The sequence below is a fragment of the Streptomyces sp. NPDC048361 genome, assembly GCF_040651795.1.
GTDB lineage: Bacteria > Actinomycetota > Actinomycetes > Streptomycetales > Streptomycetaceae > Streptomyces.
In genome coordinates, this window is the sequence record NZ_JBEZKW010000085.1 from 1 (window position 1) to 26,285 (window position 26,285).

Annotated in this window: 18 protein-coding genes and 1 pseudogene; 13 read left to right on the plus strand and 6 right to left on the minus strand. The window is 71.6% G+C overall.

Annotation, left to right across the window (positions count from 1 at the left end; all coding sequences use genetic code 11):
* Nucleotides 1-310: 310 nt before the first annotated feature.
* On the plus strand, nucleotides 311-1,285 hold the full coding sequence (locus AB0D31_RS31575) for a DNA-3-methyladenine glycosylase 2 family protein (protein WP_362729480.1): 975 nt from the start codon (nucleotides 311-313) through the stop codon (nucleotides 1,283-1,285).
* A gap of 114 nt (nucleotides 1,286-1,399) precedes the next feature.
* On the opposite strand, the gene AB0D31_RS31580 is transcribed toward AB0D31_RS31575, so the two are convergent.
* From AB0D31_RS31580 to AB0D31_RS31590, 3 genes are read right to left on the minus strand one after another with little or no spacing between them, the layout of a single operon-like run.
* A complete protein-coding gene (locus tag AB0D31_RS31580; RefSeq protein WP_362729482.1) occupies nucleotides 1,400-2,692 on the minus strand; it encodes a coenzyme F420-0:L-glutamate ligase in 1,293 nt (430 codons plus the stop codon).
* Nucleotides 2,689-3,645 carry a 2-phospho-L-lactate transferase gene (gene cofD / locus AB0D31_RS31585; RefSeq protein WP_362729483.1) on the minus strand — a complete coding sequence of 319 codons (957 nt, stop codon included), beginning with the start codon at nucleotides 3,643-3,645 and terminating at the stop codon, nucleotides 2,689-2,691. The genes AB0D31_RS31580 and cofD overlap by 4 nt, the downstream gene beginning before the upstream one ends.
* Before the next feature lie 12 nt (nucleotides 3,646-3,657).
* Nucleotides 3,658-4,161, minus strand: coding sequence for a cysteine dioxygenase family protein (locus tag AB0D31_RS31590; RefSeq protein ID WP_362729485.1), 504 nt, complete (start codon nucleotides 4,159-4,161; stop codon nucleotides 3,658-3,660).
* 749 nt (nucleotides 4,162-4,910) lie between these two features.
* On the opposite strand from AB0D31_RS31590, the gene AB0D31_RS31595 reads away from it, so the two are divergent.
* The 3 genes from AB0D31_RS31595 (at nucleotide 4,911) to AB0D31_RS31605 (ending at nucleotide 11,148) form a co-directional block, all read left to right on the plus strand.
* The gene (locus AB0D31_RS31595) at nucleotides 4,911-5,174 is read left to right on the plus strand and encodes a WhiB family transcriptional regulator (RefSeq protein ID WP_267052898.1); all 264 of its coding nucleotides are present in this window, start codon (nucleotides 4,911-4,913) and stop codon (nucleotides 5,172-5,174) included.
* Nucleotides 5,175-5,524: 350 nt separating this feature from the next.
* A complete protein-coding gene (locus AB0D31_RS31600; RefSeq protein ID WP_362729487.1) occupies nucleotides 5,525-9,583 on the plus strand; it encodes a glycosyltransferase in 4,059 nt (1,352 codons plus the stop codon).
* Nucleotides 9,580-11,148, plus strand: coding sequence for a DUF5719 family protein (locus tag AB0D31_RS31605; RefSeq protein WP_362729489.1), 1,569 nt, complete (start codon nucleotides 9,580-9,582; stop codon nucleotides 11,146-11,148). Before AB0D31_RS31600 ends, AB0D31_RS31605 begins: the two co-directional genes overlap by 4 nt.
* Nucleotides 11,149-11,286: 138 nt before the next feature.
* Here the strand turns inward: AB0D31_RS31605 and AB0D31_RS31610 are convergent, their stop codons facing one another.
* Nucleotides 11,287-11,691, minus strand: a complete 405-nt coding sequence (locus tag AB0D31_RS31610; RefSeq protein WP_362729491.1) for a metallopeptidase family protein — start codon at nucleotides 11,689-11,691, stop codon at nucleotides 11,287-11,289.
* A 444-nt stretch (nucleotides 11,692-12,135) separates the two neighbouring features.
* Between AB0D31_RS31610 and AB0D31_RS31615 the strand changes: the two genes are divergently transcribed.
* A complete protein-coding gene (locus AB0D31_RS31615; protein WP_362729492.1) occupies nucleotides 12,136-12,555 on the plus strand; it encodes a DUF3499 domain-containing protein in 420 nt (139 codons plus the stop codon).
* A gap of 390 nt (nucleotides 12,556-12,945) precedes the next feature.
* Nucleotides 12,946-14,307: a phosphomannomutase/phosphoglucomutase gene (locus AB0D31_RS31620; RefSeq protein WP_362729494.1), complete on the plus strand. Its 1,362-nt coding sequence runs from the start codon at nucleotides 12,946-12,948 to the stop codon at nucleotides 14,305-14,307.
* Between the two features lie 309 nt (nucleotides 14,308-14,616).
* Here AB0D31_RS31620 and AB0D31_RS31625 read toward each other — a convergent pair whose 3' ends face one another.
* A complete protein-coding gene (locus AB0D31_RS31625) occupies nucleotides 14,617-14,985 on the minus strand; it encodes a hypothetical protein (protein WP_362729496.1) in 369 nt (122 codons plus the stop codon).
* 525 nt (nucleotides 14,986-15,510) lie between these two features.
* Between AB0D31_RS31625 and AB0D31_RS31630 the strand changes: the two genes are divergently transcribed.
* The 6 genes from AB0D31_RS31630 to AB0D31_RS31655 all read left to right on the plus strand — a co-directional run bounded on the left by AB0D31_RS31630 (nucleotide 15,511) and on the right by AB0D31_RS31655 (nucleotide 22,943).
* Nucleotides 15,511-15,693: a Trm112 family protein gene (locus tag AB0D31_RS31630; protein ID WP_362729498.1), complete on the plus strand. Its 183-nt coding sequence runs from the start codon at nucleotides 15,511-15,513 to the stop codon at nucleotides 15,691-15,693.
* Nucleotides 15,694-15,878: 185 nt separating this feature from the next.
* Nucleotides 15,879-17,006, plus strand: coding sequence for an SIS domain-containing protein (locus AB0D31_RS31635; protein ID WP_362729500.1), 1,128 nt, complete (start codon nucleotides 15,879-15,881; stop codon nucleotides 17,004-17,006).
* A 228-nt stretch (nucleotides 17,007-17,234) separates the two neighbouring features.
* Entirely contained in the window at nucleotides 17,235-18,401 is a 1,167-nt protein-coding gene (gene manA, locus AB0D31_RS31640; protein ID WP_362729501.1) for a mannose-6-phosphate isomerase, class I, read from the plus strand.
* A gap of 81 nt (nucleotides 18,402-18,482) precedes the next feature.
* The gene (locus AB0D31_RS31645) at nucleotides 18,483-19,442 is read left to right on the plus strand and encodes a cation diffusion facilitator family transporter (protein ID WP_362729503.1); all 960 of its coding nucleotides are present in this window, start codon (nucleotides 18,483-18,485) and stop codon (nucleotides 19,440-19,442) included.
* Nucleotides 19,443-19,934: 492 nt separating this feature from the next.
* Nucleotides 19,935-21,398, plus strand: a complete 1,464-nt coding sequence (gene ahcY / locus AB0D31_RS31650) for an adenosylhomocysteinase (RefSeq protein ID WP_362729504.1) — start codon at nucleotides 19,935-19,937, stop codon at nucleotides 21,396-21,398.
* A gap of 924 nt (nucleotides 21,399-22,322) precedes the next feature.
* Nucleotides 22,323-22,943, plus strand: coding sequence for a hypothetical protein (locus tag AB0D31_RS31655; RefSeq protein ID WP_362729506.1), 621 nt, complete (start codon nucleotides 22,323-22,325; stop codon nucleotides 22,941-22,943).
* 1,095 nt (nucleotides 22,944-24,038) lie between these two features.
* Here the strand turns inward: AB0D31_RS31655 and AB0D31_RS31660 are convergent.
* Nucleotides 24,039-24,782: pseudogene (locus AB0D31_RS31660) on the minus strand (RDD family protein); the annotation flags it as partial.
* 127 nt (nucleotides 24,783-24,909) lie between these two features.
* On the opposite strand from AB0D31_RS31660, the gene AB0D31_RS31665 reads away from it, so the two are divergent.
* Complete coding sequence (locus AB0D31_RS31665) at nucleotides 24,910-25,917, plus strand: stage II sporulation protein M (protein ID WP_362729508.1); 1,008 nt, start codon at nucleotides 24,910-24,912, stop codon at nucleotides 25,915-25,917.
* The last annotated feature ends 368 nt before the right edge of the window (nucleotides 25,918-26,285 follow it).

Sequence of the window (26,285 nt, forward strand, 5' to 3'; positions counted from 1 at the left end):
GTCACCCTTTCGACCCCGGGCGGGGTGGGGGTGCTCGCGCAGTTCCCCGCGCCCCTTCGACTCTCCTCGGACCAGTAGGAGTCACCCTTTCGACCCCGGGCGGGGTGGGGGTGCTCGCGCAGTTCCCCGCGCCCCTTCGACGTCCGGCTTTCGACCTTGGGTAGGCGGGGGTGCTCGCGCAGTTCCCCGCGCCCCAGCTGCTCTGTGCCGGGCGGCATGGGCATCTTCAGCCCGTCGAAGCCGGGGTCCGGGACGGAGCCGCTGGGGCTCGGCTACTCTCGAAGGGCAGCCCACCTTCGAGGACCCACCCGTGGCAGGACGATTCACCCCCCGCACCCCCGGCCGAGCCGCCGGCCTCCCCGGCCCCCGCCCGGCCGGAGGCCGGACCCGGGTATGGGCCGCCCGCAAGGGCCCCCTCGACCTCCCCCTCACCCTCGGCCCCCTCAGACGCGGCCCCGGCGACCCCACCTACCGCACCACCCCCGACGGCACGGTATGGCGCACCTCCCGCACCCCCGCAGGCCCCGCCACCCTGCGCCTGACCGCCACCAAGGACACCGCGCACGCCGAGGCGTGGGGCGACGGCGCGGAGTGGATGCTCGACCAACTCCCGGCGATGCTGGGCGAGTTGGACGATCCTGACGCCTTCGAACCCCGCCACCGCCTCGTCGCCGAGACCCACCGTCGACGCCCCGGCCTGCGCCTGGCCCGTACCGGCCTGGTCCTGGAGTCCCTGATCCCGTCCGTCCTGGAGCAGAAGGTCACCGCGACCGAGGCCTACCGCGCCTGGCGGCTCCTGGTGCGCGGGTTCGGGGAACCCGCGCCCGGCGCCCCCGAGGGCATGTACGTCATGCCGGACGCCAGGCGGTGGGCGATGATCCCGTCCTGGGAGTGGCATCGCGCCGGCGTCGACTCGAAGCGTTCGGACACCGTCATGCGTGCGGTGCGGGTGGCCCGCCGCATGGAGGAGGCCGCCGCGATGGACCAGACGCAGGCCGCCGAGCGGCTCCAGCTGATCCCCGGCATCGGTCCCTGGACGGCCGCCGAAACCCTCCAACGGGCCATCGGCGCACCCGACTTGGTGACGGTCGGCGACCTCCACCTGCCCGGCATCATCGGCCATGCCCTCGCCGGCAACCGCAACGCCGACGACGCCGAGATGCTGGCCCTGCTCGAACCGTACGCGGGCCAGCGCCACCGGGCCGCCCGCTTGATCCTGCTCAGCGGACGCACCCCGCCGCGCCGCGCCCCGCGCTTCCAGCCGAACAACATCGCCGTGCTGTAAGGGAGTTGGGGACACGCAGGACATCGCGGGGCAGCGCGGGGCGCCGGGGGCGCGCAGGGGACGGGCAGGGCACGGCGGGGCGTCCGGGATGGGCAGGGCGCCCGGTGCGGGCGCTCAGCGCACCTCGATGAACGCCGACGTCTCGCGCCCCGGCCGCTCCCGCGGCGGCTCCGCCGCATGGCCGACGGCCACCGCGCCCATCGGGTCCCAGTCGGCGGGCAGGCCGAGCACATCGCGTACGACATCGCGGCAGAACATCGTCGAGGACACCCACGCCGAGCCGAGCCGCTCGCCCGCGAGGGCCACCAGGAAGTTCTGCACGCCGGCGCCCATGGCCACCACGAACATCTCGCGCTCGGCGCTGTCGCGGCGGGCGTCGCCGTAGTGGTGGGAGCCGTCCGTCACCAGGCAGGGCACCACCACGTACGGCGCCGCGCGCAGGACTTCGCCGCGGGCGACACGCTTGGCGATCGACTCCTCGGACTTGCCGTCGCGGCGCAGGTCCGCGATCCACGCGTCCCGCATCGCGTCGAGCAGCCGGGTGCGGGACTGCGCCGATTCGAGCAGCACGAACCGCCAGGGCGTCGTGTGGTGCGGGGCCGGCGCGGTCACCGCCGCCGCCACCGCGCGCCGCACCGCGCCGGGGTCGACGGGCTCGTCCGTGAAGGCCCGTACGGTACGCCGCTGGGTGACCGCTTCGCGTACGGCCTCGGAGGTGCCGAGCCGGAACATGTCGTCGGCGGCGCAGCGGACCATCTCGCGGGCCGAACCATCGCCCGCGAGATGGCCGAGACCGCGCACCACCGCGACCGGCAGACCGCCCGCCTTGCCCTTCACCAGGTCACCGGCGGCGGCCAACTCGTCGGCGAGCGAGATCACCGTCGCGCTCAGCGGATTGCCGTGCGCATCGGTGCCGCCGCGCAGGTCGTCGAGGACGCGTACGCCGCTCGCGCCGATCGCGACGTCGGTCAGGCCGTTGCGCCAGGGCCGGCCGAAGGTGTCGGTGACGATCACGCCGACCTCGACGCCGAGCGTGTCGCGCAGCCCCGCGCGGATCGCGGCCGCCGACGCGTCCGGGTCCTCGGGCAGCAACAGGACCGTACCGGCCGGGGTGTTGGAGGCGTCGACACCGGCGGCGGCCATGATCAGGCCCTGCCGGTTCTCGACGATGCGCAGGGTGCCGCGCCGCGCCACGACCCGTACCGTCTCCGCGTCGATGGCCGCCTCACGGTCGGCGGCCTCGGTGATGCGGCCCTCCGCCTTGGAGACGATCTTCGAGGTGACGAGCAGGATGTCGCCGTCGACCAGACCCGGCTCGGCGGCGGCGATCAGTTTGGCGAGGTCGTCGCCGGCCCGCACCTCGGGCAGGCCGGGCAGCGCCCACACCCGGAAGGAGGGGGCACTCACGCGCGGACCTCCTCCGCGAGCGTGAGGGCTTCGCGGGCCATCGCGGCCGTCGCGTCGAGGTCCGTCATCATCAGCGGCACCGCACGGCAGCGGATGCCCGCTTCCTCGACGCGGGCCGTCGAGCCCGCGTCAACGGTGTCGACGAGCCAGCCGTCGAGCAGCCCCGAACCGTAGTGCTCGGCGACCGCCGCCGCCGTGGACTCCACGCCGACCGCCGCGAGCACCTTGTCGGCCATGCCGCGCACCGGGGCGTCGCCCACGATGGGGGAGAGGCCGACCACCGGCACGCCCGCCTCGGCGATCGCCTCGCGAATGCCGGGCACGGCCAGGATGGTGCCGACCGAGACGACCGGGTTGGACGGCGGGAAGAGGATGACGTCGGCCGTGGCGATGGCTTCGAGGACGCCCGGCGCGGGCTTGGCCTGCTCGGCGCCGACCGGCACGACGGCCTGCGCGTCCACGGAGGCGCGAAGCCTCACCCAGTACTCCTGGAAGTGGATCGCCCTGCGCTCGCCGTCCACGTCGACGGCGACATGGGTCTCGACGCGGTCGTCGGACATCGGGATGAGCCGGACGCCGGGCTGCCAGCGGGCGCACAGCGCCTCGGTGACGGCGCTCAGCGGGTAGCCGGCGCCGAGCATCTGCGTACGGACGATGTGGGTGGCGAAGTCGCGGTCGCCGAGGCCGAACCACTCGGGCCCCACCCCGTACGCCGCGAGCTCCTCCTTGACCTTGAAGGTCTCGTCGGTACGCCCCCAGCCCTGCTCCTCGTTGATGCCGCCGCCGAGGGTGTACATCACGGTGTCGAGGTCGGGGCAGACCTTCAGGCCGAACAGATGAATGTCGTCACCGGTGTTGCCGATGACGGTGATGTCCGCGTCGGGGGCGGCGGACTTGAGACCACGGAGGAAGCGGGCACCACCGATGCCGCCTGCCAAGACCACAATGCGCATACACAGAGTCTGTCAGGCGGGTACGACATCCTGGGCCGCCGGGGCGGACTGGCTCGGGTGCGTCGGCATGTCGGTCAGGCCCGGGTAGTAGACGTGCAGGCTGACGGCCGGCTCAAGGGAGTCGTTGGCGACTTCGTGGACGTAGCCCGGCGCGAAGATCCGCTGGGAGCCGGCGGTCAGGGTGCGGGCGCCGCGCTCGGTGCGTTCGGTCAACGCGCCGCTCAGGACGGTCAGCACGCCCGAGGACGCGCCGTGGTCGTGGGCGCCGCTGCCCTGGCCCGGCACCCAGGACAGGATCCAGACCTCGTAGCCGGGTCCCGTGCGCAGCCGGTGGTACCAGCGGGAGGCCGCGTCGTACTGGACGAGGTGAGCCCACTGGGAGCGGTCGGCGGCGATGGAGCGGGCGAGGCCGGCGAATTCGGCGACGGTGACCGGGTGCTCGCGGGCGGGCTGCAGGAGGTGCTGGACCTCCAGGATGTCGCCGGCGATCTGGAGGTCGCTGTGGCTGCTGTTCATGGTGCGGGGGTTCCTCGGCAGGAGCGCTGGGGTGTCGCAGATGAGGTGTCCCGCACGGCTGGAGCGGAGGCGGGGACGGCGGCCGCCCGGACGCGTGGTGTCTCGGGGCAGGCGGGGGAGGAGCTGGATCGCACGTGAAGTGAGAGGTGCGGGTGCGTGCGGGATCAACAGCTGGAACAGCAACAGCGAGCCTGGACAGCGCTGCGGAACCCACGGAGGTGGGTCGCTCGGTGCGCTGCGGTCGCTGACATGGGGTCCAGGAGACCCGGCCGATGGGTGTGTTGTCAACCCAATGCCCGATTTGGCGTCAATGTTTCACCTTATCCGGTTACTGGGGCCGGAGAAAGGTTTGTGCACTCGCGGGGCGGGAGATGTGGCGCACCAGGTGTGCCATCAAACACTGTCGTCTTCTCGTGATCGGAATGTGATCCGGGCCGCTTTCTGGGTACGGGCGCAACAAGATCAATGTTCGTCTCGTCCTCCTCTGTGATCGGACCGTGATCACGGCCGAGCGGGAGTCGAGTGGATCTGTGCGGAGAGACGGTGGCGTGAGCCAGTGGCATGTGTCAGCTTTTTGGCGATTTGAACACTTTCCGCATAGCCTTGGTTCCGCAGAGTGAATACGGGGCCCAATAGCAGATCTCGGCTTGACTGGCCCGGATCCACGCACTTGTAATTTCACTCGTGTCGTTCGGCCGGCTTCGGTAACGGCAACATCACGGGGCAGCAAAGACAGACGAGGGGCGCACATGACCGAGCTGTTTCAGGAACTGCTGGTCGACGAGGCCGAAGAGGAGCTCGGCTGGCAGGAACGGGCCCTCTGCGCCCAGACCGACCCCGAATCCTTCTTCCCCGAGAAGGGCGGCTCCACCAGAGAGGCCAAGAAGGTCTGCCTCGCCTGCGAAGTCCGTTCGGAATGCCTGGAGTACGCACTCGCCAACGACGAGCGGTTCGGGATCTGGGGCGGCCTCTCCGAGCGGGAGCGGCGGCGCCTGAAGAAGGCGGCCATCTAGCCCGTAGGGGCTCACCGTTCGAGTAGCCCGAAAGGGTTCACCGTCCGAGCCCGTGAGGGCCCGCTGTTCAAGCCCGCAGCGGGCCGCCGTGACAGGGCGCGCGGCCGCCGCCCGACCCCCGGCGGCCGGTACGGGGGCGCTCAAACCGCCCAACTCCGTACCAACTCCGTACACAACCAACGGTCCGTCGCCCGCGCCCCGTCCGCGAGCGGCGGACCGTCCGGGTGGCAGCCGTTAGTGTGGGGCGCTGTCCACGGCACTCCGGTCACGTCAGAGCCCGTCTCGCACCCCCGGCCGTGCCGACCGCAGTCCGCACAGCAGCCTTCCGGGGCGGAGGGGCCCGTACCTCGATGTCCGTGCACAGCCAGTCGACGGCCCCGTACGAGGCGGCCGCGACACCCGAGTTCCCCCGACACGTCGTCACCGCCGTCGTCGTCGCACACGACGGCGCACGCTGGCTCCCCGACGTCCTGTCCGGACTCCTGGGCCAGGAACGCCCCGTACAGAACGCCTACGCCGCCGACACCGGCAGCGCCGACGACTCCGCGCGGCTGATCACCGAGGCCCTGGGCGCCGAACACGTCCTGCACCTCGCACGCCGCACCGGGTTCGGCGCCGCCGTCGAGGAGGCCGCCCGCACCGCCCCCGTGCTCGGCCCCGAGGAACTGCCCTACCTCAAGCGCCCCAGCGGCTGGGACCCCGTCTCGCGCAGCTGGCGCGACGACAGCTACGACCTGCCCGAACTCCCGCACGGAGAACCCGTGCAGTGGCTGTGGCTGCTCCACGACGACTGCGCGCCCGACCCCGGCGCGCTCGCCGAACTGCTCCGCGTCGCCGACTCCAACACGCACGCCGCGGTCGTCGGACCCAAACTCCGCGGCTGGTACGACCGCAAGCAGCTCCTCGAAGTCGGCGTCTCCATCGCCCACAGCGGCCGCCGCTGGACCGGCCTGGACCGGCGCGAACAGGACCAGGGCCAGCACGACCAGGTCAGGCCCGTCCTGTCGGTGTCGTCGGCCGGCATGCTGATCCGCCGCCACGTGTGGGACGAACTCGGCGGCTTCGACCGCAGACTGCCCCTGATGCGCGACGACGTCGACTTGTGCTGGCGCGCCCACGCCGCCGGACACACCGTCCTCGTCGCCCCCGACGCCACCGTCCGCCACGCCGAGGCCGCCGCCCGCGAACGCCGCACCGTCGACTGCGCCGGACGCTCCGTTGTCAACCCCCACCGGGTCGACAAGGCCGGCGCCGTCTACACCATGCTCGTCAACTCACGTCCCGCGCTGCTCCCTTACGTGGCACTGCGCATCGTGATCGGCACCCTGCTGCGGACCGTCGCCTACCTCGTGGGCAAGGTCCCGGGCCAAGCCGTCGACGAGGTCATGGGCCTCTTCGGCACCCTGCTGAGACCGGGCCGCATCCTCGCCGGACGCAAGAAGCGCGGCAAGAGCGGCATCGAGGCCGGCGAACTGCGCCCCCTCTTCCCGCCGCCCGGCGCCACCATCCGCGCCACCGTCGAATCGGTCGCCGCGAGCCTCGGCGCCGGCACCGAGGACACCGGCGGCTCCCGGCACGGCGCCGTCGAATCCGGGCCCGGCGGCGACGACGCCGACTTCCTGGAGATCGAGCAGTTCGCCCGCCTCAAGAAGATCGCCCGCAAACCCGCGCCGGTCCTCTTCGCGCTCCTGCTCATCGTCTCGGTGGTCGCCTGCCGCAACCTGCTCGGCGGCGGCTCCCTCATGGGCGGCGCCCTGCTGCCCGCGCCCGACCACGCCGGCGCCCTGTGGGACCGCTACGCCGACGCCTGGCATCCCGTCGGCGTCGGCGGCACCCAGACCGCACCCCCCTACCTCGCGGTCATCGCCACCCTCTCCGCGCTCTGCTTCGGCTCCACCGGCTTCGCGCTGACCCTGCTCCTCGTCTGCTCGGTCCCGCTGGCCGGACTCAGCGCCTACTTCGCGGCCCGCCCGCTCATCGCCTCGCGTCAGTTGCGCTCCTGGGCGGCCATCGCCTACGCCTTCCTGCCCGCCGCCACCGGCGCGCTCGCCGCGGGCCGGGTCGGCACCGCCGTCCTCGCGGTGCTGCTGCCGCTGATCGCACGGGCCGGCGCGTCCGCCGCCGGGTTCCGCGGCGACGGCGCCCGCGGCAGCTGGCGCGCCACCTGGACGTACGCCCTGCTCCTGACCGTCGCCATGGCGTTCACCCCCATCGTGTGGCCCCTCGCGGCGCTGCTCGGCCTCGGGGTACTCGCACTGCGCCGCGCCGACATCACGGCGTACGGGCTGCGCTTCCTGGCCGCCGTCGCCACCCCGCTCCTCATGCTCGCGCCCTGGTCGCTCACCCTGCTCACCGGGCCGTCCGGCCTCTTCAAGGAGGCCGGACTGGAGTACGGGGACGGCTCGGCCGGCGCGCTCGACCTGCTCGGGGCCGACCCCGGCGGACCCAAGACGGTCGGCGGACTCGTACTCATCGGACTCGTCGGGGCGGCGCTCGCGGCCCTGCTGCGCTCGGAGCGCACCTTCGCCATCCGCGTCACCTGGGTGGTCGCGCTCACCGGCTTCCTCTTCGCGGCCCTGTCCAACCGGAGCGCCTGGGCGGGCCCCGCGACCCTCGTGTACGGGCTCGCACTGCTCGCCGCGGCCGCCCTCGGCGCCGAATACGGCCGCACCCGCGTCGCCGGCCACGGCTTCGGCTGGCGCCAGCCGGTCGCCGCGCTGATCGCCCTCGCCGCGGTGCTCGGCCCCCTCTACTCCGCCGCACACTGGATGATCGGCGGCGCCGACGGCCCGCTGGAGAGGCGCGATTCCGCGCAGGTCCCGGCGTTCGTCGCCGAGGAGAGCGGCACCCGCGACCAGGCCCGCACCCTGATCCTCGGCGGCACCTCGCCCGCCAAGGTCGCGTACTCGCTGGTACGGGGCTCGGGCGGACAGCTCGGCGATGCCGAACTCGCCGCGACCGGCGGCGACGACACCCGCCTCGGCAAGGTCGTCTCCAACCTGGTCGCGGGCTCCGGTGCCGACCAGTCGAGCCAGCTCAGCGGCTTCGCGGTGCGCTATGTGCTGGTCCGCGACGGTGCGCCCCGCGAGTTCGCCCGCACCCTGGACGCCACGCCGGGCCTCAGCCGGCTCAGCCAGCTCGACGGCAGTGCGCTGTGGCGGGTGGACCGCCAGGTCGCCCGTGCCGTGATCGTGCCGGCGAAGGGTGGCGAAAGCCTGCCGGTCGCCGCCGACCCCGTCGAACTCCACACCCAGGTCCCGGCCGGCGACGCGGGCCGTGTCCTGCGCATCGCCGACAAGGCCGCCCCGGGCTGGACCGCCACGCTCGACGGCAGGGCGCTCAAGAAGACCACCGTCGACGGCTGGGCCCAGGGCTTCGAACTCCCCGCCGACGCGGGCAGGCTCGACGTCACCTACGACGCCCCGATCCTCCACACCCTGTGGATCTGGACCCAGGCCGCGCTCGCCCTCGTCCTCCTGGTGCTCGCCCTGCCGGGCCGGCGCCGCCGGATCGACGACGACATGCCCGAGGCGGAAGCGGCGGCGGCCCCCGTCCCCGCGCAGGGCGCCGCAGGCGAAGGCCGCCGGGCCCGCAGACTCCGCGCGCAGGCCGACGCGGACCTGGAGACCCCGGCCGAGGATCAGCCCGGCGAGGCGGAGGTCCCGCACCAGCCGGCGTACGGGGAGTGGGACGCGGCGCAGTACGCCACCACCGCCCCCGCCGACACCGCCCACCACGACGAGCAGGCACAGCAGCAGTACGACCCGTACCAGCAGCAGTACGGCAGCTACCAGCAGTACCCCGAGTACCCCGAGTACCCCGAAGGCCGGCCGGCCGAGGGCCAGTACCCGGACGGCCAGTCGGCCGAGGGCCAGTACTCCGGTGGTCAGCCGGGCGAGGGGCAGTACTCCGGCGGCCAGTACCCGGACGATCAATACCGCGACGATCAGTACGACCAGGCCTCCTATCCCGGCCAGGCCTACCCCGGGCAGCCCTACCCGGAGGGCTCGCACCCTCAAGTACCGCGAGCGGGCGGTCAGTTCGGCGAGGAACCGTACGCCGACGGCCGGCTCAGCGATCGAGGCCAGTATGCGGAAGGCCAGTACCCGGAGGGGCGAAACCCCGAAGGCCTGTACCCGGATGGGCAGTACGCCGAAGGCCAGTACCCGGAAGGGCGGTACGCCCAAGGTCCGTACGCCGATGGGCAGTTCGGTGAAGGGCAGGGGCAGCCGCACTTCGACCCCCACCAGCAACCGCCCGCCCAGCAGCAGCCCTCCGCTCAACAGCGGCCGCAGGACGGCCAGGACGGCCAGTACGACCCGCACGATCCGTACGGCCCGTACGGCTACGGGTACCCGCCCGAGCAGTCCGAGCAGCAGCCGCACCGCCCCGACGGGAGCCAGCAGTGAAGCGCACCACCCTCTCCCTCGCCGCGGGGGCGGCCGCCCTCGCCGCGCTGACCGGCTTCGCCTCGCTCACCGCGCCCGCCGGCTCGGCGGACACCGGCGCCAAGGCACCGGCGCGGCTGCCCGTCGAACGCTCCAGCCTGCTGTGCCCGGCGCCCAGCAACTCCGATCTCGCCCAGACGACGTACACCGCGTTCACCCCCAAGGGCGCCGCGCAGAGCGCCGCACAGGGGACATCGCAGGGGAAGCCGGGCACAGCGGTGCTGACCCCGGCGGTCCCGACGCCCGCCGGTGACGGTGACCCCGCGGCCCCCGGCGCCGGCAAGGACGGCAAGGGCAAGAAGGCGTCCGACAAGCCCGCCTCCGACAAGCCGGTCCTCGCCCTGAAGGAGCCCGGCAAGCCGGCCGCCGCCACCGCGTCCGGCGCCGACGCACCCGCGCTCACCGGATCCGCCGACGGCCTCCTCGCCCCGGGCTGGGCCGCCCAGCAGACCACCCAGATCACCGGCGGTGTCGGGCGCGCACTGCTCGGCACCAACTGCACCGCGCCGGACGCCGACTTCTGGTTCCCCGGCGCCTCCACGGCCAAGGACCGTCAGGACTACGTCCACCTGACCAACCCGGACGACACCGCGGCCGTCGCCGACATCGACCTCTTCGGCAAGGACGGCCCCGTCAAGGCCGACATCGGCGAGGGCATCACGATCCCCGCCAAGTCGAGCGTTCCCGTACTCCTCTCCACTCTGACCGGCACGGTGGCCGACGATCTGACGGTGCACATCACCACCCGGGCGGGGCGGATCGGCGCGGTGGTCCAGGCCACGGACGCGAAGGCGGGCGCGGACTGGCTGCCCGCTTCGGCGGACCCGGCCGTCTCCCAGGTGTTTCCGGGCATCCCGGGCGACGCCACCGACGTACGCCTGATCGTGCACGCCAAGGGCGCCGACGACGCGGACCTCAAGGTCAAGCTGGCGAGCAAAGGGGGCAGCTTCGCTCCGGCTGAACTCGACACCGTGCACGTGAAGTCGGGGATGACGGCGTCCTTTGATTTGAAGAACGTCACGAGGGGCGAGGCGGGTTCCCTCGTTCTCACCCCAGATGCGGACGACGACACTCCGGTCGTCGCGGCGCTGCGTGTGGTCCGCGGCACCGGCGACAAGCAGGAGATCGCCTTCATCCCGGCCGCGGGCCCGGTCGGCACCCGTGCCACGGTCACCGACAACCGCGACAAGGCGTCCACCCTCGCCCTGACGGCTCCGGGCACCAAGGACGCCACGGTGAAGGTGACCTCCTCCGCGGGCACCGAGGGCGGCGAGCAGCAGTCCAAGACGTACACCGTGAAGGCCGGCACCACGCTCGCCGTGGACCCGCCCGCCCCGACCGGCCTCAAGGGTTCGTACGCGCTGACCGTGGAGCCCGACCCGAACGGCGGCCCGGTCTACGCCTCGCGCACCCTGGCCGTTCCCCAGGACGGCGTCCCGATGTTCACGGTGCAGACACTCAGCGACGACAAGGGCACGGTCGCCGTGCCGGCCGCGTCCCAGGACCTCACGGTCCTGGAGAAGTAGCGCAGGCACAGGAGAAGGAGCGAAGGCGCAATCGAGCCGTTCGGGGCCGGCCGGTCAGTCCGGCCGGTCAGTGCTCCGGTACCAGCCGTTCGGAGCCGGTCGCCAGTCCTGCCGGTACCGGCCGTTCGCGGCCGATCGTCAGTCCTGCCCGTACCGGGGGTCGACCGACTCGGGCGCGAGGCCCAGGAGTTCGGCGACCTGCTCGACCACGACCTCGTGGACGAGCATCGCCCGCTCGTCCCGGTTCTTGGTGCGGATCTCGACCGGCCTGCGGTAGACCAGGATCCGGGCGGGCCGGTCCTTCCCGGCGGCCATGGCCCGGCCGAGCGGCACCGCCTCGTCGCTCCAGGCCGCCGAAATCCCGTCGTCGTTCACCGCGCCGGGGGACTCCTTGAACGGTACGTCGGTGATCAGGAACTCCACCTCCTGGAGCTGCGGCCAGCGGCGCTCCAGGCGCTCCACCGAGTCGAGCACCAGATCGCGGAAGGTCTCCGCCCTGCTGACCGAGAGCGGCACCTGGGGCGGCGCCACGGGTCCGCGCATGCCACGGCCGTGCCGGTCGCGGCGCCGGGGACCCGAGCGGGTGCCCGTACCTTCACCGGTACCTTCAGCGGTGCCTTCACCGGGGTTGTCGCCGGTGCCTTGACCGGTGCCTTGACCGGTGCTTCCGCCGGTGCCTTCGCCCGTACCTTCGGCTGAGTGGGAGCTGTCCATCACTGACGCAGCGTAGCCCTCCGGGGCGGATTGCGATCGCGGCGACGGTCCGGGAGGGGCCATGTCGCGGGACGACCGTTCAGGTTCCGGGTGAGAGCGGTTACCGGCACGACCGAGGGCTGTGATTTCACCTAGTTTGACCGAATTGTTCCCAAGTGGCGCCCGCCAGAAGGCCGGTCAGCGCCCGCGACCCCCGGTTCCCCTGCAGGTCAACGCAGTTGCTCCGAGGGAGGCTGTGCCCGAGCTCACAGCGCGACACGGTGGAGTGAGCTGGTGGAGAGTCGTCGCGGCCCGGTCAAGAGTGCGGTACCGTCCAACGTCGTGAGCCCTGTACGTCGCTGTTCGCGCACCGCGTGCGGTCGCCCTGCCGTCGCGACGCTGACGTACGTCTACGCGGACTCGACCGCAGTCCTCGGTCCGCTCGCCACCTACGCCGAACCCCACTGCTACGACCTGTGCGCCGAGCACAGCGAGCGCCTGACCGCGCCCCGCGGCTGGGAGGTCGTCCGCCTGACGGACGGATCCGCTCCGGCCCGCCCCAGCGGCGACGATCTGGAAGCGCTTGCCAACGCCGTACGGGAAGCGGCCCGCCCCCAGGAGCGCGCCGCGGAAGCCGGCGGAGCGCGCGCGGCGGATCCGGTCGAGGTCGGCCGCCGAGGCCACCTGCGCGTCCTGCGCTCGCCCGAGTCGTGACGTCGCCCTAGCCCTGCGCCCGCCCTAGTCCTGCGCCCGCCTTGGTCCCGACCTCGCCCAGTCAGTCCCGAGACCTCGCCGGAGTCCTGACCACGGTTCCCGACACGCCGTCGCTCCGCAGGAGCGGGGGGCTCGCTCGGTGTCCGAAGCGAGGTCCGGTGCGCGATCCCAAGCAGGGCCTGGCCAGGAGTATGGCGCGGAGTCCGGCGCCGCGGTCCCTGCCCTCGCTCCAACCCCACCGGTCACACGGCCGAGTTGCCGCAGATGTGCCCCCGGGCCTCCCGAAGTCCACCGAAGCTGTGTTCGGCACCCAGGCCGTGGCGGGTAGTTTGGAAGCCCGGCCGGCGCCCCACGGAGGGCATCGGCGACGACATCAGGGAAGGTTGGGCCGTGGCTGCTGATCTGTCGCAGATCGTGAAGGCGTACGACGTCCGCGGAGTGGTGCCGGATCAGTGGGACGAGGCTCTCGCCGAGCTGTTCGGCGCCGCGTTCGTCACCGTGACACAGGCCGACGCCATCGTCGTGGGCCACGACATGCGGCCCTCGTCGCCCGGCCTGTCCGCGGCCTTCGCGCGCGGCGCGGCCGCCCTGGGTGCCGACGTCACCCTCATCGGCCTGTGCTCCACCGACCAGCTGTACTACGCGTCCGGCGCCCTCGACCTGCCCGGCGCGATGTTCACCGCGTCGCACAACCCGGCCCAGTACAACGGCATCAAGATGTGCCGCAAGGGCGCCGCCCCGGTCGGCCAGGACACCGGCCTCGCCGAGATCCGCGCCTTGGCCGAGCAGTGGTCGGAGCAGGGCGCCCCGGCCGTCGCGCCGAAGGCGGGCACCATCACCGAGCGCGAGACGTTGACGGAGTACGCGGCCCATCTCAAGTCCCTCGTCGACCTCACCGGCATCCGCCCCCTGAAGGTCGTGGTCGACGCGGGCAACGGCATGGGCGGGCACACCGTGCCCACCGTGTTCGACGGCCTGCCCCTCGACCTGGTCCCGATGTACTTCGAGCTCGACGGGACCTTCCCCAACCACGAGGCCAACCCGCTCGACCCGGCCAACATCGTGGACCTCCAGGCCCGCGTCATCGCCGAGGGCGCCGACCTCGGCGTCGCGTTCGACGGCGACGCCGACCGCTGCTTCGTCGTCGACGAGCGCGGCGAGCCCGTGTCGCCCTCCGCGATCACCGCCCTGGTCGCGGCCCGCGAGCTCGCCCGCCACCCCGGCGGCACCGTGATCCACAACCTCATCACCTCGTGGTCCGTCCCCGAGGTCGTCCGCGAGAACGGCGGCACCCCCGTCCGCACCCGCGTCGGCCACTCCTTCATCAAGCAGGAGATGGCGGCCACCGGGGCGATCTTCGGCGGCGAGCACTCCGCGCACTACTACTTCGCCGACTTCTGGAACGCGGACACCGGCATGCTCGCCGCGCTCCACGTCCTGGCCGCGCTGGGCGGCCAGGAAGGCACCCTGTCTGCCCTGGTCGCCCAGTACGACCGCTACGCCGGCTCCGGCGAGATCAACTCCACGGTCGACGACCAGGCGGCCCGCGCGGCCGCCGTCCGAGCCGCCTACGAGGGCCAGGACGCCCTCACCCTCGACGAACTCGACGGCCTGACCGTCACGGCCCAGGACTGGTGGTTCAACCTGCGCGCCTCCAACACCGAGCCGCTGCTCCGGCTCAACGTCGAGGCGCGGGACGCCGCGACGATGGCGAAGGTACGCGACGAGGTCCTCGCGATCGTCCGCGGCTAGCGGGGCCGCGCGTCCCGGCGCAGTACGGGGTGGCTCGCGCTGGGGTATGCGGGTCAGCTCGTGCTGGGGGAGTCTCGTGCTGGGGGAGTGCCGAGTAGCTCGCCTCCGGTCGCCCGGGGGTGGGTTGCCGGCGACCTTGTCGTCCTTCGTGAAGGCGATGACGCGGTAGGTCGTGTGCTTGGGCAGGGGCCCGGCCTTCCCGCGCGGTTCGGAGGTCGACGCCGGGCGGGCTGCGGTCGGCGAGGCCCGGTGTCCAGTCGTCGGCGTACGCCGCCGGCGACGCAGTCGTGATGGGCGCGTCCGGCGAGGTCAGGTGCGAACAAATGTGGCTGGGTCGGCCAGGTAACGGTCGAGGTCCGGGTCTTCGTGGAGTGCGGGGAACTCGTCGTGAATCTGCCAGGCCGGGCCGAGTTCGGTGCGAAGGCGACCGAGCGCTTGGCGTACCGCCTCGTTGAAGTCGTGGCACTCCGCTTCACGCCACGGTCCTGGGTCCGGGGGGTAATCCCAGTTCAACGACGTGTCGTAGCGAGCCACCAGCCTGCTCAGGCCGTCGCGGAGGTCATGACTGATCGGTAGTCGGTCCAGATCAACCGCATACCCCCACCCCTCCTGGTCCTCCGGGGCCATCCACAGGACTGTGCCTGACCCCGCGTCGAAGAAGAACCTGGCGGTGGGCATGGCGTCGACCTTTCGATACGCATATCGGTTTACACAGCCACCACGGTGCTCAACGAGGTTGCCGCAGCAGGCCCACAGTCTCCGTTGGCGGCCAACGCCTCGCCTTCATCCCGATCGCAGATCGATCGGGATGAAGTGAGAACTCTTCGAGCAACCTGAAACTCCGTCACCGGATCGAAGAGCACACGCCAAGGAGGCCGAACACCCTGGCCACGGGGACAAAAATTGAGCAGGGTGCAGGGGAACTCACGATGTCGCGCACTAACGCAACTGCATTGGCCTGCCCTGCCACCCCGGGGTCGGTTGCCGATTCGGTCGCCCGAGGCGCCCCGCCCGCAGGACCTCCAGAAGCCAGCCCGTCGCAGCCGGCCAAAAGGTGTCCGCCGTAGCCCCGTCGGCACGCACGCACCCCGCCCACCCCGGCGGTAGGCTGACCTGGCCCCACTCGTGCGCACCCGTTTCGCGCACGAAAACCTCGTACGCAAACGTTCGCGTACAGGCACACAGCACGCCGAAGGGAATCTCATGCCGCTCGAAGCCGGCCTCCTCCAGATCCTCGCCTGCCCGGCGTGCCACGCCCCGCTCACCGACGCGACCTCGGCGGACGAGCCCGAGCTGATCTGCACCGGCAAGGACTGCGGTCTCGCCTACCCCGTCCGTGACGGCATCCCGGTCCTCCTGGTGGACGAGGCCCGCCGACCCGCGTAAAGGGGAAGGCGACCCGCGTAAAGGGGAAGGCGAGCACCCAGCGCCCCCAGAGCCGGGACCGACCCGCGTAAAGCGGAAGGCGAGCACCCAGCGCCCTCAGACCCGGTAACCGACCCGGAACCGTCCCGGTCACCGACCCGGAACCGTCCCGGTAACCCGTCCCAGAAGAGCCGGAGGCCGACCCCATGCTCGACGAGTCGCTGCTCGACGCACCGGAAGCCCTCGCCAGGGCGGACCGCCGAGGACTGCTGCGTGGCGCGGCGGAGGCGGGCGCCCGCGTCCGTACCGCGGCCCGGCACGCGGTGGAGGCCGGCATCGCCGAGCTGAAACCCGAGGGCCGCCCCCGCTCCGTACTGATCGCGGGCCCCGGCACCGCCGCGGCCGGCGTCGCCGACCTGATCACCGCGCTCGCCGGCGCCTCCGCGCCGGTCACCCGCCTGGAGTCGAGCGGCGTCGCACCGGCCGCGGGCGCCCTGCGCTGGAGCCTGCCCGGCTGGGCCGGCTCCGTCGACCTGCTGCTCATCACCACCCCCGACGGCTCCGAGCCCGGCCTCGCCCTCCTCGCCGAGCAGGCGTACCGCAGGGGCTGCAACGTCGTCGCGGTCGCCCCGCAGCACTCCCCGCTCGCGGAAGCCGTCGACGGCGTGCACGGCCTCGTCGTGCCGATGGCATCGGCACCCTTCGAGCCCGACGAGGCGGAGATGTCCGCCGCGAGCCCGGGCGCCCTGTGGTCCCTTTTCACGCCGCTGCTCGCGCTGCTCGACCGGGTCGGCCTGCTCAGCGCGCCCCCCGAGACCATCGAGAAGGTCGCCGCGCGCCTCGACCGCACCGCCGAACGGTGCGGCCCCGCCATCGCGACCTACAGCAACCCCGCCAAGACCCTCGCCTCCGAACTCGCGGAGTCGCTGCCGCTCATCTGGACCGAGGGCGTGGGCGCGGCCCCCGCAGGCCGCCGCTTCGCTGCCGTACTCAGCGAGTTGTCGGGCCACCCCGCGCTCGCCGCCGAACTCCCCGAGGCGCTCTCCGCCCACGGCGTGCTGCTCGCGGGTTCACTCGCGGCCGGCGCCGACCCCGACGACTTCTTCCGCGACCGCGTCGACGAGCCGGAGCGGCTGCACGCCCGGGTCGTCCTGCTGCGCGACCGGCCCGCCGGCGGCCTCTCCGCCGCCCCCGCCGCCCGCGAACTCGCCCTGAGCCACGACGCCCCGATCAGCGAACTCGAACCCGAGGACGGCAGCGAGCTGGAATGCCTGGCCGAACTCCTCGCCATCGCCGACTTCGCGACCGTGTACCTGACGATCGCGTCCGCCTGACCCCACCCCGCCGAACGTCCCAGCCGGAGTCCGCCCCCGGCAAATGGCAGCCGTCAAAGACTCCCGGCGGCCGACAGATGGCGGCCGACAAAGACTCCCGGGGCCGACAAATGGCAGCCGACAAAGACTCGCGGCAGCCGGCAAATGACAGTCGGCAAAGAACAGTCGACACATAACGGTTGACAAATGACAGCTGACCACTAACAGCCGACAGAGAACACAGGACCCATGGACCGTCTCACCAACACCATCCGTCCCTACGCCTGGGGCTCCACCACCCTCATCCCGGCGCTGCTCGGCACCGCGCCCACCGGCGAACCGCAGGCCGAGATGTGGATGGGAGCTCACCCCGGCGCCCCCTCCCAGCTCGATCGGGGCGCAGGTCGGACATCGTTGTCAGACTTGATCGCGGCGGACCCGGCGGGGGAGCTGGGCCGCGCCGCCGTGGCCAGATTCGGCCCCCGTCTTCCCTTCCTGCTCAAACTCCTCGCCGCCGGCGCCCCCCTCTCCCTCCAGGTCCACCCCGACCTCGCGCAGGCCAAGGCGGGGTACGAGGCCGAGGAGCGGGCCGGGATCCCGATCGACGCCCCGCACCGCAACTACAAGGATGCCAACCACAAGCCCGAACTGATCTGCGCGCTCACGCCGTTCGAGGGTCTGTGCGGCTTCCGGATGCCGGAGGAGGCCGCACGCGACCTGGCCGCCCTCGAGGTCGACTCCCTCAAGCCGTACGTCGATCTGCTGCGCGCCCACCCCGTCGAGGCGGCCCTGCGCGAGGTCCTCACCGCCGTACTGACCGCCGACCGCGAGGAGATGGCGGCGACGGTCGCCGATACGGCCGCGGCGTGCACACGCCTGGGGGGCGCTCAGTACACCGCGTACGCCTCTCTCGCGCACCACTTCCCCGGCGACCCCGGCGTCATCGCAGCGATGCTCCTCAACCACATCCAACTCCAGCCGGGCGAAGCCCTGTTCCTCGGCGCCGGAGTACCGCACGCCTACCTCGGCGGCCTGGGCGTGGAGATCATGGCCAATTCCGACAACGTCCTGCGCTGCGGCCTGACCCCCAAGCACGTCGACGTTCCCGAACTGCTCACCGTCGTACGGTTCGAGCCGACCGAGCCCGGGGTGCTGCGCCCCGAGGCGTCGGTGACGGGGGAGGAGCTGTACGAGACCCCGATCGACGAATTCCGCCTCTCCCGTTTCGTACGGGCCGAAGGCGCGGCCCCCACCGAACTGACCGCGCCGACCCCGCAGATCGTCCTGTGCACGGCGGGCAGCCCCTCGATCGGCGGCCTGCCCCTGACCCCGGGCGCGGCCGCCTTCGTCCCGGCAGGCGAAAAGTCCGAACTATCCGGTACCGGAACGGTATTCCGTGCCACCGTCGTTGCCTGATGTAACAATGTGCCGCTTGCGGGGTCCCGGCAGCGGCCGGCCCCTGCCGATGGCAACCGACGAAGGGAAGACGGCACCTCCATGAGCGCGTCAGGCGGAACCAAGGCCATCGTGGCGGCACTGAGCGCCAACCTCGCCATCGCGGTGGCGAAGTTCGTGGCGTTCCTGTTCAGCGGTTCGTCGTCGATGCTCGCGGAGAGCGTCCACTCGCTCGCCGACTCGGGCAACCAGGGCCTGCTGCTGCTCGGCGGCAAGAAGGCCAAACGCGAGGCGACGCCCCAACACCCCTTCGGCTACGGGCGCGAGCGCTACATCTACGCGTTCCTGGTCTCGATCGTGCTCTTCTCGGTGGGCGGCATGTTCGCCGTCTACGAGGGCTACGAGAAGATCCAGCATCCGCACGCGATCGAGGCCTGGTACTGGCCGGTCGGCGTCCTGGTCTTCGCGATCATCGCGGAGGGCTACTCCTTCCGTACGGCGATCAAGGAGTCCAACGTCACCCGGGGCCAGCTCTCCTGGAAGGAGTTCATCCGCCGCGCCAAGGCACCCGAACTCCCCGTCGTCCTCCTTGAGGACTTCGGCGCCCTGATCGGCCTGGTCCTCGCCCTCGCGGGCGTCGGACTCGCCCTGCTCACGGACAACGGCGTCTGGGACGGCATCGGCACGCTGTGCATCGGCATCCTGCTCATCCTGATCGCCCTCATCCTCGCTGCCGAGACCAAGTCGCTGCTGCTCGGCGAGTCGGCGGGCACGGAGGAAGTGGAGAAGATCAAGGCCGCGATCGTCGACGGCTCCGCGGTGACCTCGGTCATCCACATGCGGACGCTCCACCTGGGCCCCGAGGAACTCCTGGTGGCCGCCAAGATCGCCGTCCAGCACGACGACACCGCCCAGGAGATCGCCACGGCGATCAACGCGGCCGAGGCCCGCATCCGCACGGCGGTCCCGATCGCCCGGGTCATCTACCTGGAACCGGACATCTACAGCGCCGAAGAGGCAGCAGCGGGCCCCGACCCGGCCGCAACCCCGGGCGGCCGCTGAGCGGAGGCCCGCTGAGCGGAGGCTCGCTCAACAGGGGCTCGCTGAGAAGGGGTCCGCTGACCAGAGGCCCGCTGAGCGGCGGACCACTGAGCGGCGGACCACTGAACGGAGGCCCGCTGAGCAGAGCCGTCCCGTCGCCTTCGCCGCGGCCCATACGACTCCGTACGGGTTCAGGCGAACGATGGCGGGCCTGTCCGTGACCGCCCACGCCCGTCGGAAGGCGTCGGAAGTCGAGGCACCGGACACGTCCGAGGCGGGGCGAGCATTTGGCCAGGGACGCTGGGGTCCACTGGGCCGATCGGTGTAGATTCGTGACCAGAGCCAGACGTCGCTGCTGATGGCGGTCGGTCGGTAGCCCCTGCGGGCCCGGCCGAGGGAGAGAGGGCCTCCGACGGACTGCGCTGCGAGCGCGTTCGGGCACTTTCATGCCTGCCGCCGCCCGCAGACCAGCCGTACCCACCCTCGACACCCATCCACGAGGAGCAGCTCACCATGACGACTGACGCCAACGGCGCCGGCCAGGACTTCAAGGTCGCCGACCTCTCCCTCGCCGTCTTCGGCCGCAAGGAGATCACCCTCGCCGAGCACGAGATGCCCGGCCTGATGTCGATCCGCAAGGAGTACGCCGCCACGCAGCCGCTGGCCGGCGCCCGCATCACCGGCTCCCTGCACATGACCGTGCAGACCGCCGTTCTGATCGAGACCCTGGTCGCCCTCGGCGCCGAGGTCCGCTGGGCCTCCTGCAACATCTTCTCCACCCAGGACCACGCCGCCGCGGCCATCGCGGTGGGCCCGAACGGCACCCCGGACGCGCCCGCCGGCGTCCCGGTCTACGCCTGGAAGGGCGAGACCCTCGCCGAGTACTGGTGGTGCACGGAGCAGGCTCTGACCTGGCCGAACACCCCCACCGGCGGCCCGAACATGATCCTGGACGACGGCGGCGACGCCACCCTCCTGGTGCACAAGGGCGTCGAGTTCGAGAAGGCCGGCGCGGCCCCGGACCCCTCGACGGCGGACTCCGAGGAGTACGCCCACATCCTCACCCTGCTGAACCGCACCCTGGGTGAGAACCCGCAGAAGTGGACCCAGCTCGCCTCCGAGATCCGCGGCGTGACGGAGGAGACCACGACCGGTGTCCACCGTCTCTACGAGATGATGCGTGACGGCGACCTCCTCTTCCCGGCGATCAACGTGAACGACGCCGTGACGAAGTCGAAGTTCGACAACAAGTACGGCTGCCGCCACTCCCTCATCGACGGCATCAACCGTGCCACGGACGTCCTGATCGGTGGCAAGACCGCGGTCGTGTGCGGTTACGGCGATGTCGGCAAGGGCTGCGCCGAGTCCCTCCGCGGCCAGGGTGCCCGCGTGATCATCACCGAGATCGACCCGATCTGCGCGTTGCAGGCGGCGATGGACGGCTACCAGGTCACGACGCTGGACGAGGTCGTCGACAAGGCCGACATCTTCATCACCACGACCGGAAACAAGGACATCATCATGGCCGCCGACATGGCCAAGATGAAGCACCAGGCGATCGTCGGGAACATCGGCCACTTCGACAACGAGATCGACATGGCCGGCCTGGCCAAGATCCCGGGCATCGTCAAGGACGAGGTCAAGCCGCAGGTGCACACCTGGACCCACCCGGACGGCAAGGTCCTGATCGTCCTGTCCGAGGGCCGTCTGCTGAACCTCGGCAACGCGACGGGTCACCCCTCCTTCGTCATGTCGAACTCCTTCGCGGACCAGACGCTGGCCCAGATCGAGCTGTTCACCAAGCCGTCCGAGTACCCCACGGACGTGTACGTGCTGCCCAAGCACCTCGACGAGAAGGTCGCCCGTCTCCACCTGGCCTCGCTCGGCGTGAAGCTGACCGAGCTCCGCCCGGAGCAGGCCGCGTACATCGGCGTCGAGGTCGAGGGCCCGTACAAGCCGGACCACTACCGCTACTGACCGATCGAGGCCGGCCCGCAGCCACCACTCCGCCCACCCCACCCGGGTGCAGATGGTGTCGGTGCTGCGGCCGACCCCACCCAGGCAATGCAGCAGGGGCAGCGGGCAGCCGCCGGCCGCGACAGCGGGCACCCTCCGGCCGAGAGTGGTGCCTGCTGCCGTCGCCCGGTCAAGGCGGCGGCGTACGGTCGAGAGTGGTATCTGCGCTCGCGTCCGCACGCGGAAGCGACCACCGGTCCGCCCGCCGTACATGGTCCGGGGCCTTTCAGCCCCGGGACACAACCGGGCCTTGCGAGACCTGGCCGCCCAGGGCACCCGAGGGGGCGCTGAGGCACCCGGCCTCTGGTCCCGGTCCGGCGCCTGGACCGGGTCCGGTCCGTGCTCCCGGCCCGGCGCCTGGTCTGGGGTCCGGTCCGTTCCGTTCCGGCCCCTGGTCCTGGTTCAGCCCCTGGTCGCGGCCTGGCCTCGGGCCCGGTCCAGGGCCTGGTCCGGTTCGGCGCGTAGTTCCGGTCCGGCGCCTGGTCCCGGCCCGGTCCCCGGCTCCGGCCCGGGCTGAGACGGGCGGTCCCCAGCCTGCGGGTTCGGCTCCGGGTTCCGAAGACGCTGCCGGCTTTCGGACGGCTCTGCTCCGAGCCGTGGAGCCGTGGAGCCGTGGAGCCATGGAGCCATGGAGCCGAGGTGCGGAGGCGGTGTGCGGCACGGTCGTAGGGCGTCGGCGGACGTCGCGTCGCAGGGCAGTCTGTTGCCCGGCTGCCGAGTCGCCGGGCCGCCCGGCATCTGGGCAGCCCCCACACCCCCGTGCCGGGGGCCTGCCCAAACTGTGCCCGCGACAGCTACAGCCATCACTACCGCCACAGCGACAGCCACAGCCACCGCCCCATCGAGTCAGCGTCAGCGCACGACTCCCGAGGACCTCGAGACCCCATGCCCCGCGGCCGTTATTCGCTTCACGATCCCCACGACCACACCCCTCTCGGTGAAGAACACTTCCACTGCGCCCCCGGCCCTTCCGGCTGGCGCTACGTTTCCCAGCTCATCACCCCCTCCGGAGACCAAGCGGGCTCCGTAGACCTCGCGCTCGACGAACTCGGCCGCCCCATCCGCCTCGAACTCCATGCCGGCGGCTGGCAAGTGCGAGGCGCCGCGTTGGACGGCGTCACCTGGGTCCGTACGGACCCGTTCGGCATCCACGCGACCGAAGGCAATGTCCGCGCCCACGCCTTCGCCGCCGGCTCCCCGTCGTTCCTCGTCGCCACCTCCCGTCTGCTGCGGCTCACCCCCCAGTCCCCGACGACGCGCGTCCGCCTCGTCCTCTTCACGGACCCGGTCCTCGCCCCCCGCACGATCGACCAGTCCTGGGCCCTGATGAGAAGTGAAGCGCACGCCACTGACAATGGCCCCCTGACCGTGGACGAATACCAGGTCAACGCCCTGGACACAGGCGAGCAGTACACCGTTCACATCGCCGGCGACGTCGTGCTCGCGGCCCCCGGAATCGAGTTGGAAGCCCTGGAGTCACCACCCTCGACGTTCCCCGCGCTCTAGCCCCAGGGCGCAGGTGTCTACAGCCCGAGCAGGCTGTACGCCCGCCCGGCAAGGGGTAGTTGAAACGGGCCGCCCACCCGATGTCCCCGGCGTAGGGGACACACCGCATCGGTCCCGAACCGAACGGGGCTTTCACTCAGACGAAGCCTCGCCTCCACGCAGCGCCCGACCTCGCTCCGGCGCAGCGCCCGACCTCGCTCCGCACCACGAGCCCGATCGACTACGGCCTCGATCGACTACGGCCCCGATCGGCTACGGCCCCGATCGGCTACGGCCCCGATCGGCTACCGCCTCGGTCGGCCACGACCCCGAATCGACAGCGCCCGCGCACGACGCCGGCGTGCCCCGCGCCAACCTGCCAAAGCAGCAACCCCCGCCCACCGAACCCCACTTCGGGGCAGTCGAGCCCCTCAGGCCCCGCCATCCGTCGTGACAAGCAGCGCAACTCCAGCCTGTAAGCGCCACTGCCGGCGCGCGAGGCCCGCAGCCCACCAACTCCTCGCACGGCACCTGCGCCCGTCGCTAGGCAGGCGGCGCGAACCCGGTTGAACGCCTCGCCGCCCCGCTTCCGCCCGCTCCCTCTCCACCCCGAGCCTCCGAGCCGCCGTCCCCGGTGCCATCGGCCGAAGTCGGCTGCCCCAACGGCTGTTCAGCCGGAGCGCGACCCGAAGCCGGGGCGGGACCCGCGCCCGCACCCATCGCCCCAGCAGCCGGAGTTGAAGCCGGTCCAGCGACCGCCCCCGCCTCCCAAGCCTCAACCGCAGCACCAGCCTCCGATGCCGCCGGTCCAGGGGCCGAGCTAGAACCCGGAGCCGAGGCAGAACCCACTGCAGAGGTGGAACCGGGAGCCGGAGTAGAACCAGGTGCAGAAGAAGAACCCGGCGCAGGGGCAGACCCCCAAGCCGGCACCGCAGCCGAAGCCGCATACCCGGCAGGAACCCCCGCACCACCCGGCCCCGGCCCTGTAACCGCCCCGAAGCCCCGGGCCGGCATGCCCGCCCCCGTGTCCCAGGCCAGAACACCCGCCCCCGTGTCCCAGGCCAGAACACCCGCCCCCACGCCCCCGGCCACAGCCCCAGCGCCGGCCCCCCGCCCGCCGAACGCCCGCCGCGCATCCCGGGCCTGGCGCTCGCTCACCACGGCCGCCAGGTACGCGGCCGGGGGCACCCCCTGCGGGCGGGGCGCCCCGGTGCGGGTCGCCATGTCATCGGCCAGCCGCGTCGCCATCGTCCAGCCCACCTGCGGGTCGAGCTGACGCATACGCGTCAGGTACTGACGTACCGCGAGCCAGAGTTCGTCCGGCACCCGCGAGAGGTCCAGCCCGGCGAACCGTCCGATCAGCCACGGCGGCGGAGGCGGAACTGCCCGGGCCCACCCGGACGGGACCCGTTCCCGCACGACCAGCGTCCCCGCGAACACGTCACCGATCCGCCGGCCGCGCTCCGAAACAAGCGAGGCGACGCACGCCCCGACACCGAAGGTCATCAGAATCTCGACCACCCCCATGGCCCCGCGCATCAGCGCGTGCCGGAACCGGATCGGGCCGCCGTCGTCCCGCACGACCCGAAGCCCGCACGCGAGTTTCCCCAGGGACCTTCCATGACTCAGCGTCTCGACCGCAATAGGCGCCCCGACCAGCACCAGCAGGAACAGAGCCACCGCGATCGCAGCCCGCGCAGCGGCATCCATGGAGGCGGTGGCGAGCAACATCACCAACGAGATCAAGATGTATGTCGCCCACACCACCGCCAGGTCGATCACCAACGCCAGCGCCCGACTCGGCAACCGCGCGGGCCGCAGCCCCAATACGACCGCATCTCCCGTGACCAGCGCGCTCACCGATACCCCACCCTCCACAGACGACGACCTTCCACACCCCTCGGCGCCCCCAGTCTGCCAAGCTGGCCCGCAGCGCGTCGCAGTAGTACGGACCGTTCGCACCCAGTGCCTGGAGCAGCAGCAGAACATGGACCTCGATGTCTTCGTGACCGCCCACCACGCGGAGTGGGACCGCCTCGAACACCTCCTGCACCGAGGCCGCCGCCTCACGGGCGCCGAGGTGGACGAACTGGTGACGCTCTACCAGCGCACGTCCACCCACCTGTCCCTCATACAGTCGACCACCCCCGACCCTCTCCTCACGGCCCGACTGACGCAATTGGTGGCCCGTGCGCGCTCCGCCGTGACCGGCTCCCGCCGCGCGACCTGGCGCGATGCCGCCCGCTTCCTTACAGAGGGCTTCCCCGCAGCTGTCTACCGCTCGCGCCACTGGTGGATACCCGCCGCACTGATCTCGATCGCGGTCTCCGCGGTCATAGGCTGGTGGATCGGCACCCACCCCGAGGTCCAGTCAGCCATCGGCGTCCCCGACGCCCTGCGTCAGATGACCAGACCGGGTGGCGAATACGAGACGTACTACTCGAGCCACCCGGCCGGCTCCTTTGCCGCACAGGTGTGGACGAACAACGCCCAGGCGGCAGCCATGTGTCTCGTCCTGGGCGCCTTCTTGGGCATCCCGGTCCTGTGGATCCTCTTCCTCAACATGCTCAACCTCGGCGTGGGGATCGGCCTCATGTCCTCGGCCGGCCGCCTCGACACCTTCCTCGGCCTGATCCTTCCGCACGGCCTCCTGGAACTGACCGCGGTGTTCGTCGCCGCCGGTACGGGCCTACGCCTCGGCTGGACCGTCATCGACCCGGGGCCGCGCACCCGCCGTGCCGCTCTCGCGGAACGGGGCCGCGCGGCCGTGGGCATGGCCATCGGCCTGGCCTTGGTCCTGTTCGTCTCCGGTCTCATCGAAGGCTTCGTCACCCCCTCCGGCCTGCCGACCTGGGCCCGAATCTCCCTGGGCATCGCCGCCGAGGCGGCCTTCCTCGTCTACGTGTACGTCCTCGGAGGCCGAGCCGTCCGCAGGGGCGAGCTGGGCGATGTCGAGGAAGCCGCCCGCAGCGCAGAGCTCCCGACGGCCGCGTGATGTGCGGGCGCCCCCTCTGACCTGCTACTGTCCTCTTCGCCCACAAAAACCGTTGACACGGTTCGCGTGGGGAGGTAGATTCAAACGGTTGCCTGAACTGGACAAGTTCGGGACCACTGATTAACATCTCTCTCGCTCTCACCGGAAATAACCTTTCCCCGTGATGAGTCATTTCGATTGACTATTCGAAGCCAGGGACGCCGATTCGGTCGGCCGAAATGCTTCTGGTAGAGTCGGAATCGCCGAAAAGGAAACGCGAAAGCGAAAAACTCGAGGCGAACCCCAATTCGACGGGGAATCGGACACGAAAGAGTCTGATAGAGTCGGAAACACGAAATACCGAAGGGAAGCGCCCGGAGGAAAGCCCG

Bases quoted from the DNA above. Each gene is read 5' to 3' on its own strand.
- cofD (WP_362729483.1), bottom strand. From the start codon at position 3,645: ATGCGCATTGTGGTCTTGGCAGGCGGCATCGGTGGTGCCCGCTTCCTC.
- AB0D31_RS31655 (WP_362729506.1), top strand. From the start codon at position 22,323: ATGCCCCGCGGCCGTTATTCGCTTCACGATCCCCACGACCACACCCCT.
- AB0D31_RS31645 (WP_362729503.1), top strand. From the start codon at position 18,483: ATGAGCGCGTCAGGCGGAACCAAGGCCATCGTGGCGGCACTGAGCGCC.
- AB0D31_RS31600 (WP_362729487.1), top strand. From the start codon at position 5,525: ATGTCCGTGCACAGCCAGTCGACGGCCCCGTACGAGGCGGCCGCGACA.
- AB0D31_RS31665 (WP_362729508.1), top strand. From the start codon at position 24,910: ATGGACCTCGATGTCTTCGTGACCGCCCACCACGCGGAGTGGGACCGC.
- AB0D31_RS31590 (WP_362729485.1), bottom strand. From the start codon at position 4,161: ATGAACAGCAGCCACAGCGACCTCCAGATCGCCGGCGACATCCTGGAG.
- AB0D31_RS31630 (WP_362729498.1), top strand. From the start codon at position 15,511: ATGCCGCTCGAAGCCGGCCTCCTCCAGATCCTCGCCTGCCCGGCGTGC.
- AB0D31_RS31635 (WP_362729500.1), top strand. From the start codon at position 15,879: ATGCTCGACGAGTCGCTGCTCGACGCACCGGAAGCCCTCGCCAGGGCG.
- AB0D31_RS31610 (WP_362729491.1), bottom strand. From the start codon at position 11,691: ATGCGCGGACCCGTGGCGCCGCCCCAGGTGCCGCTCTCGGTCAGCAGG.
- AB0D31_RS31595 (WP_267052898.1), top strand. From the start codon at position 4,911: ATGACCGAGCTGTTTCAGGAACTGCTGGTCGACGAGGCCGAAGAGGAG.
- manA (WP_362729501.1), top strand. From the start codon at position 17,235: ATGGACCGTCTCACCAACACCATCCGTCCCTACGCCTGGGGCTCCACC.
- ahcY (WP_362729504.1), top strand. From the start codon at position 19,935: ATGACGACTGACGCCAACGGCGCCGGCCAGGACTTCAAGGTCGCCGAC.
- AB0D31_RS31625 (WP_362729496.1), bottom strand. From the start codon at position 14,985: ATGCCCACCGCCAGGTTCTTCTTCGACGCGGGGTCAGGCACAGTCCTG.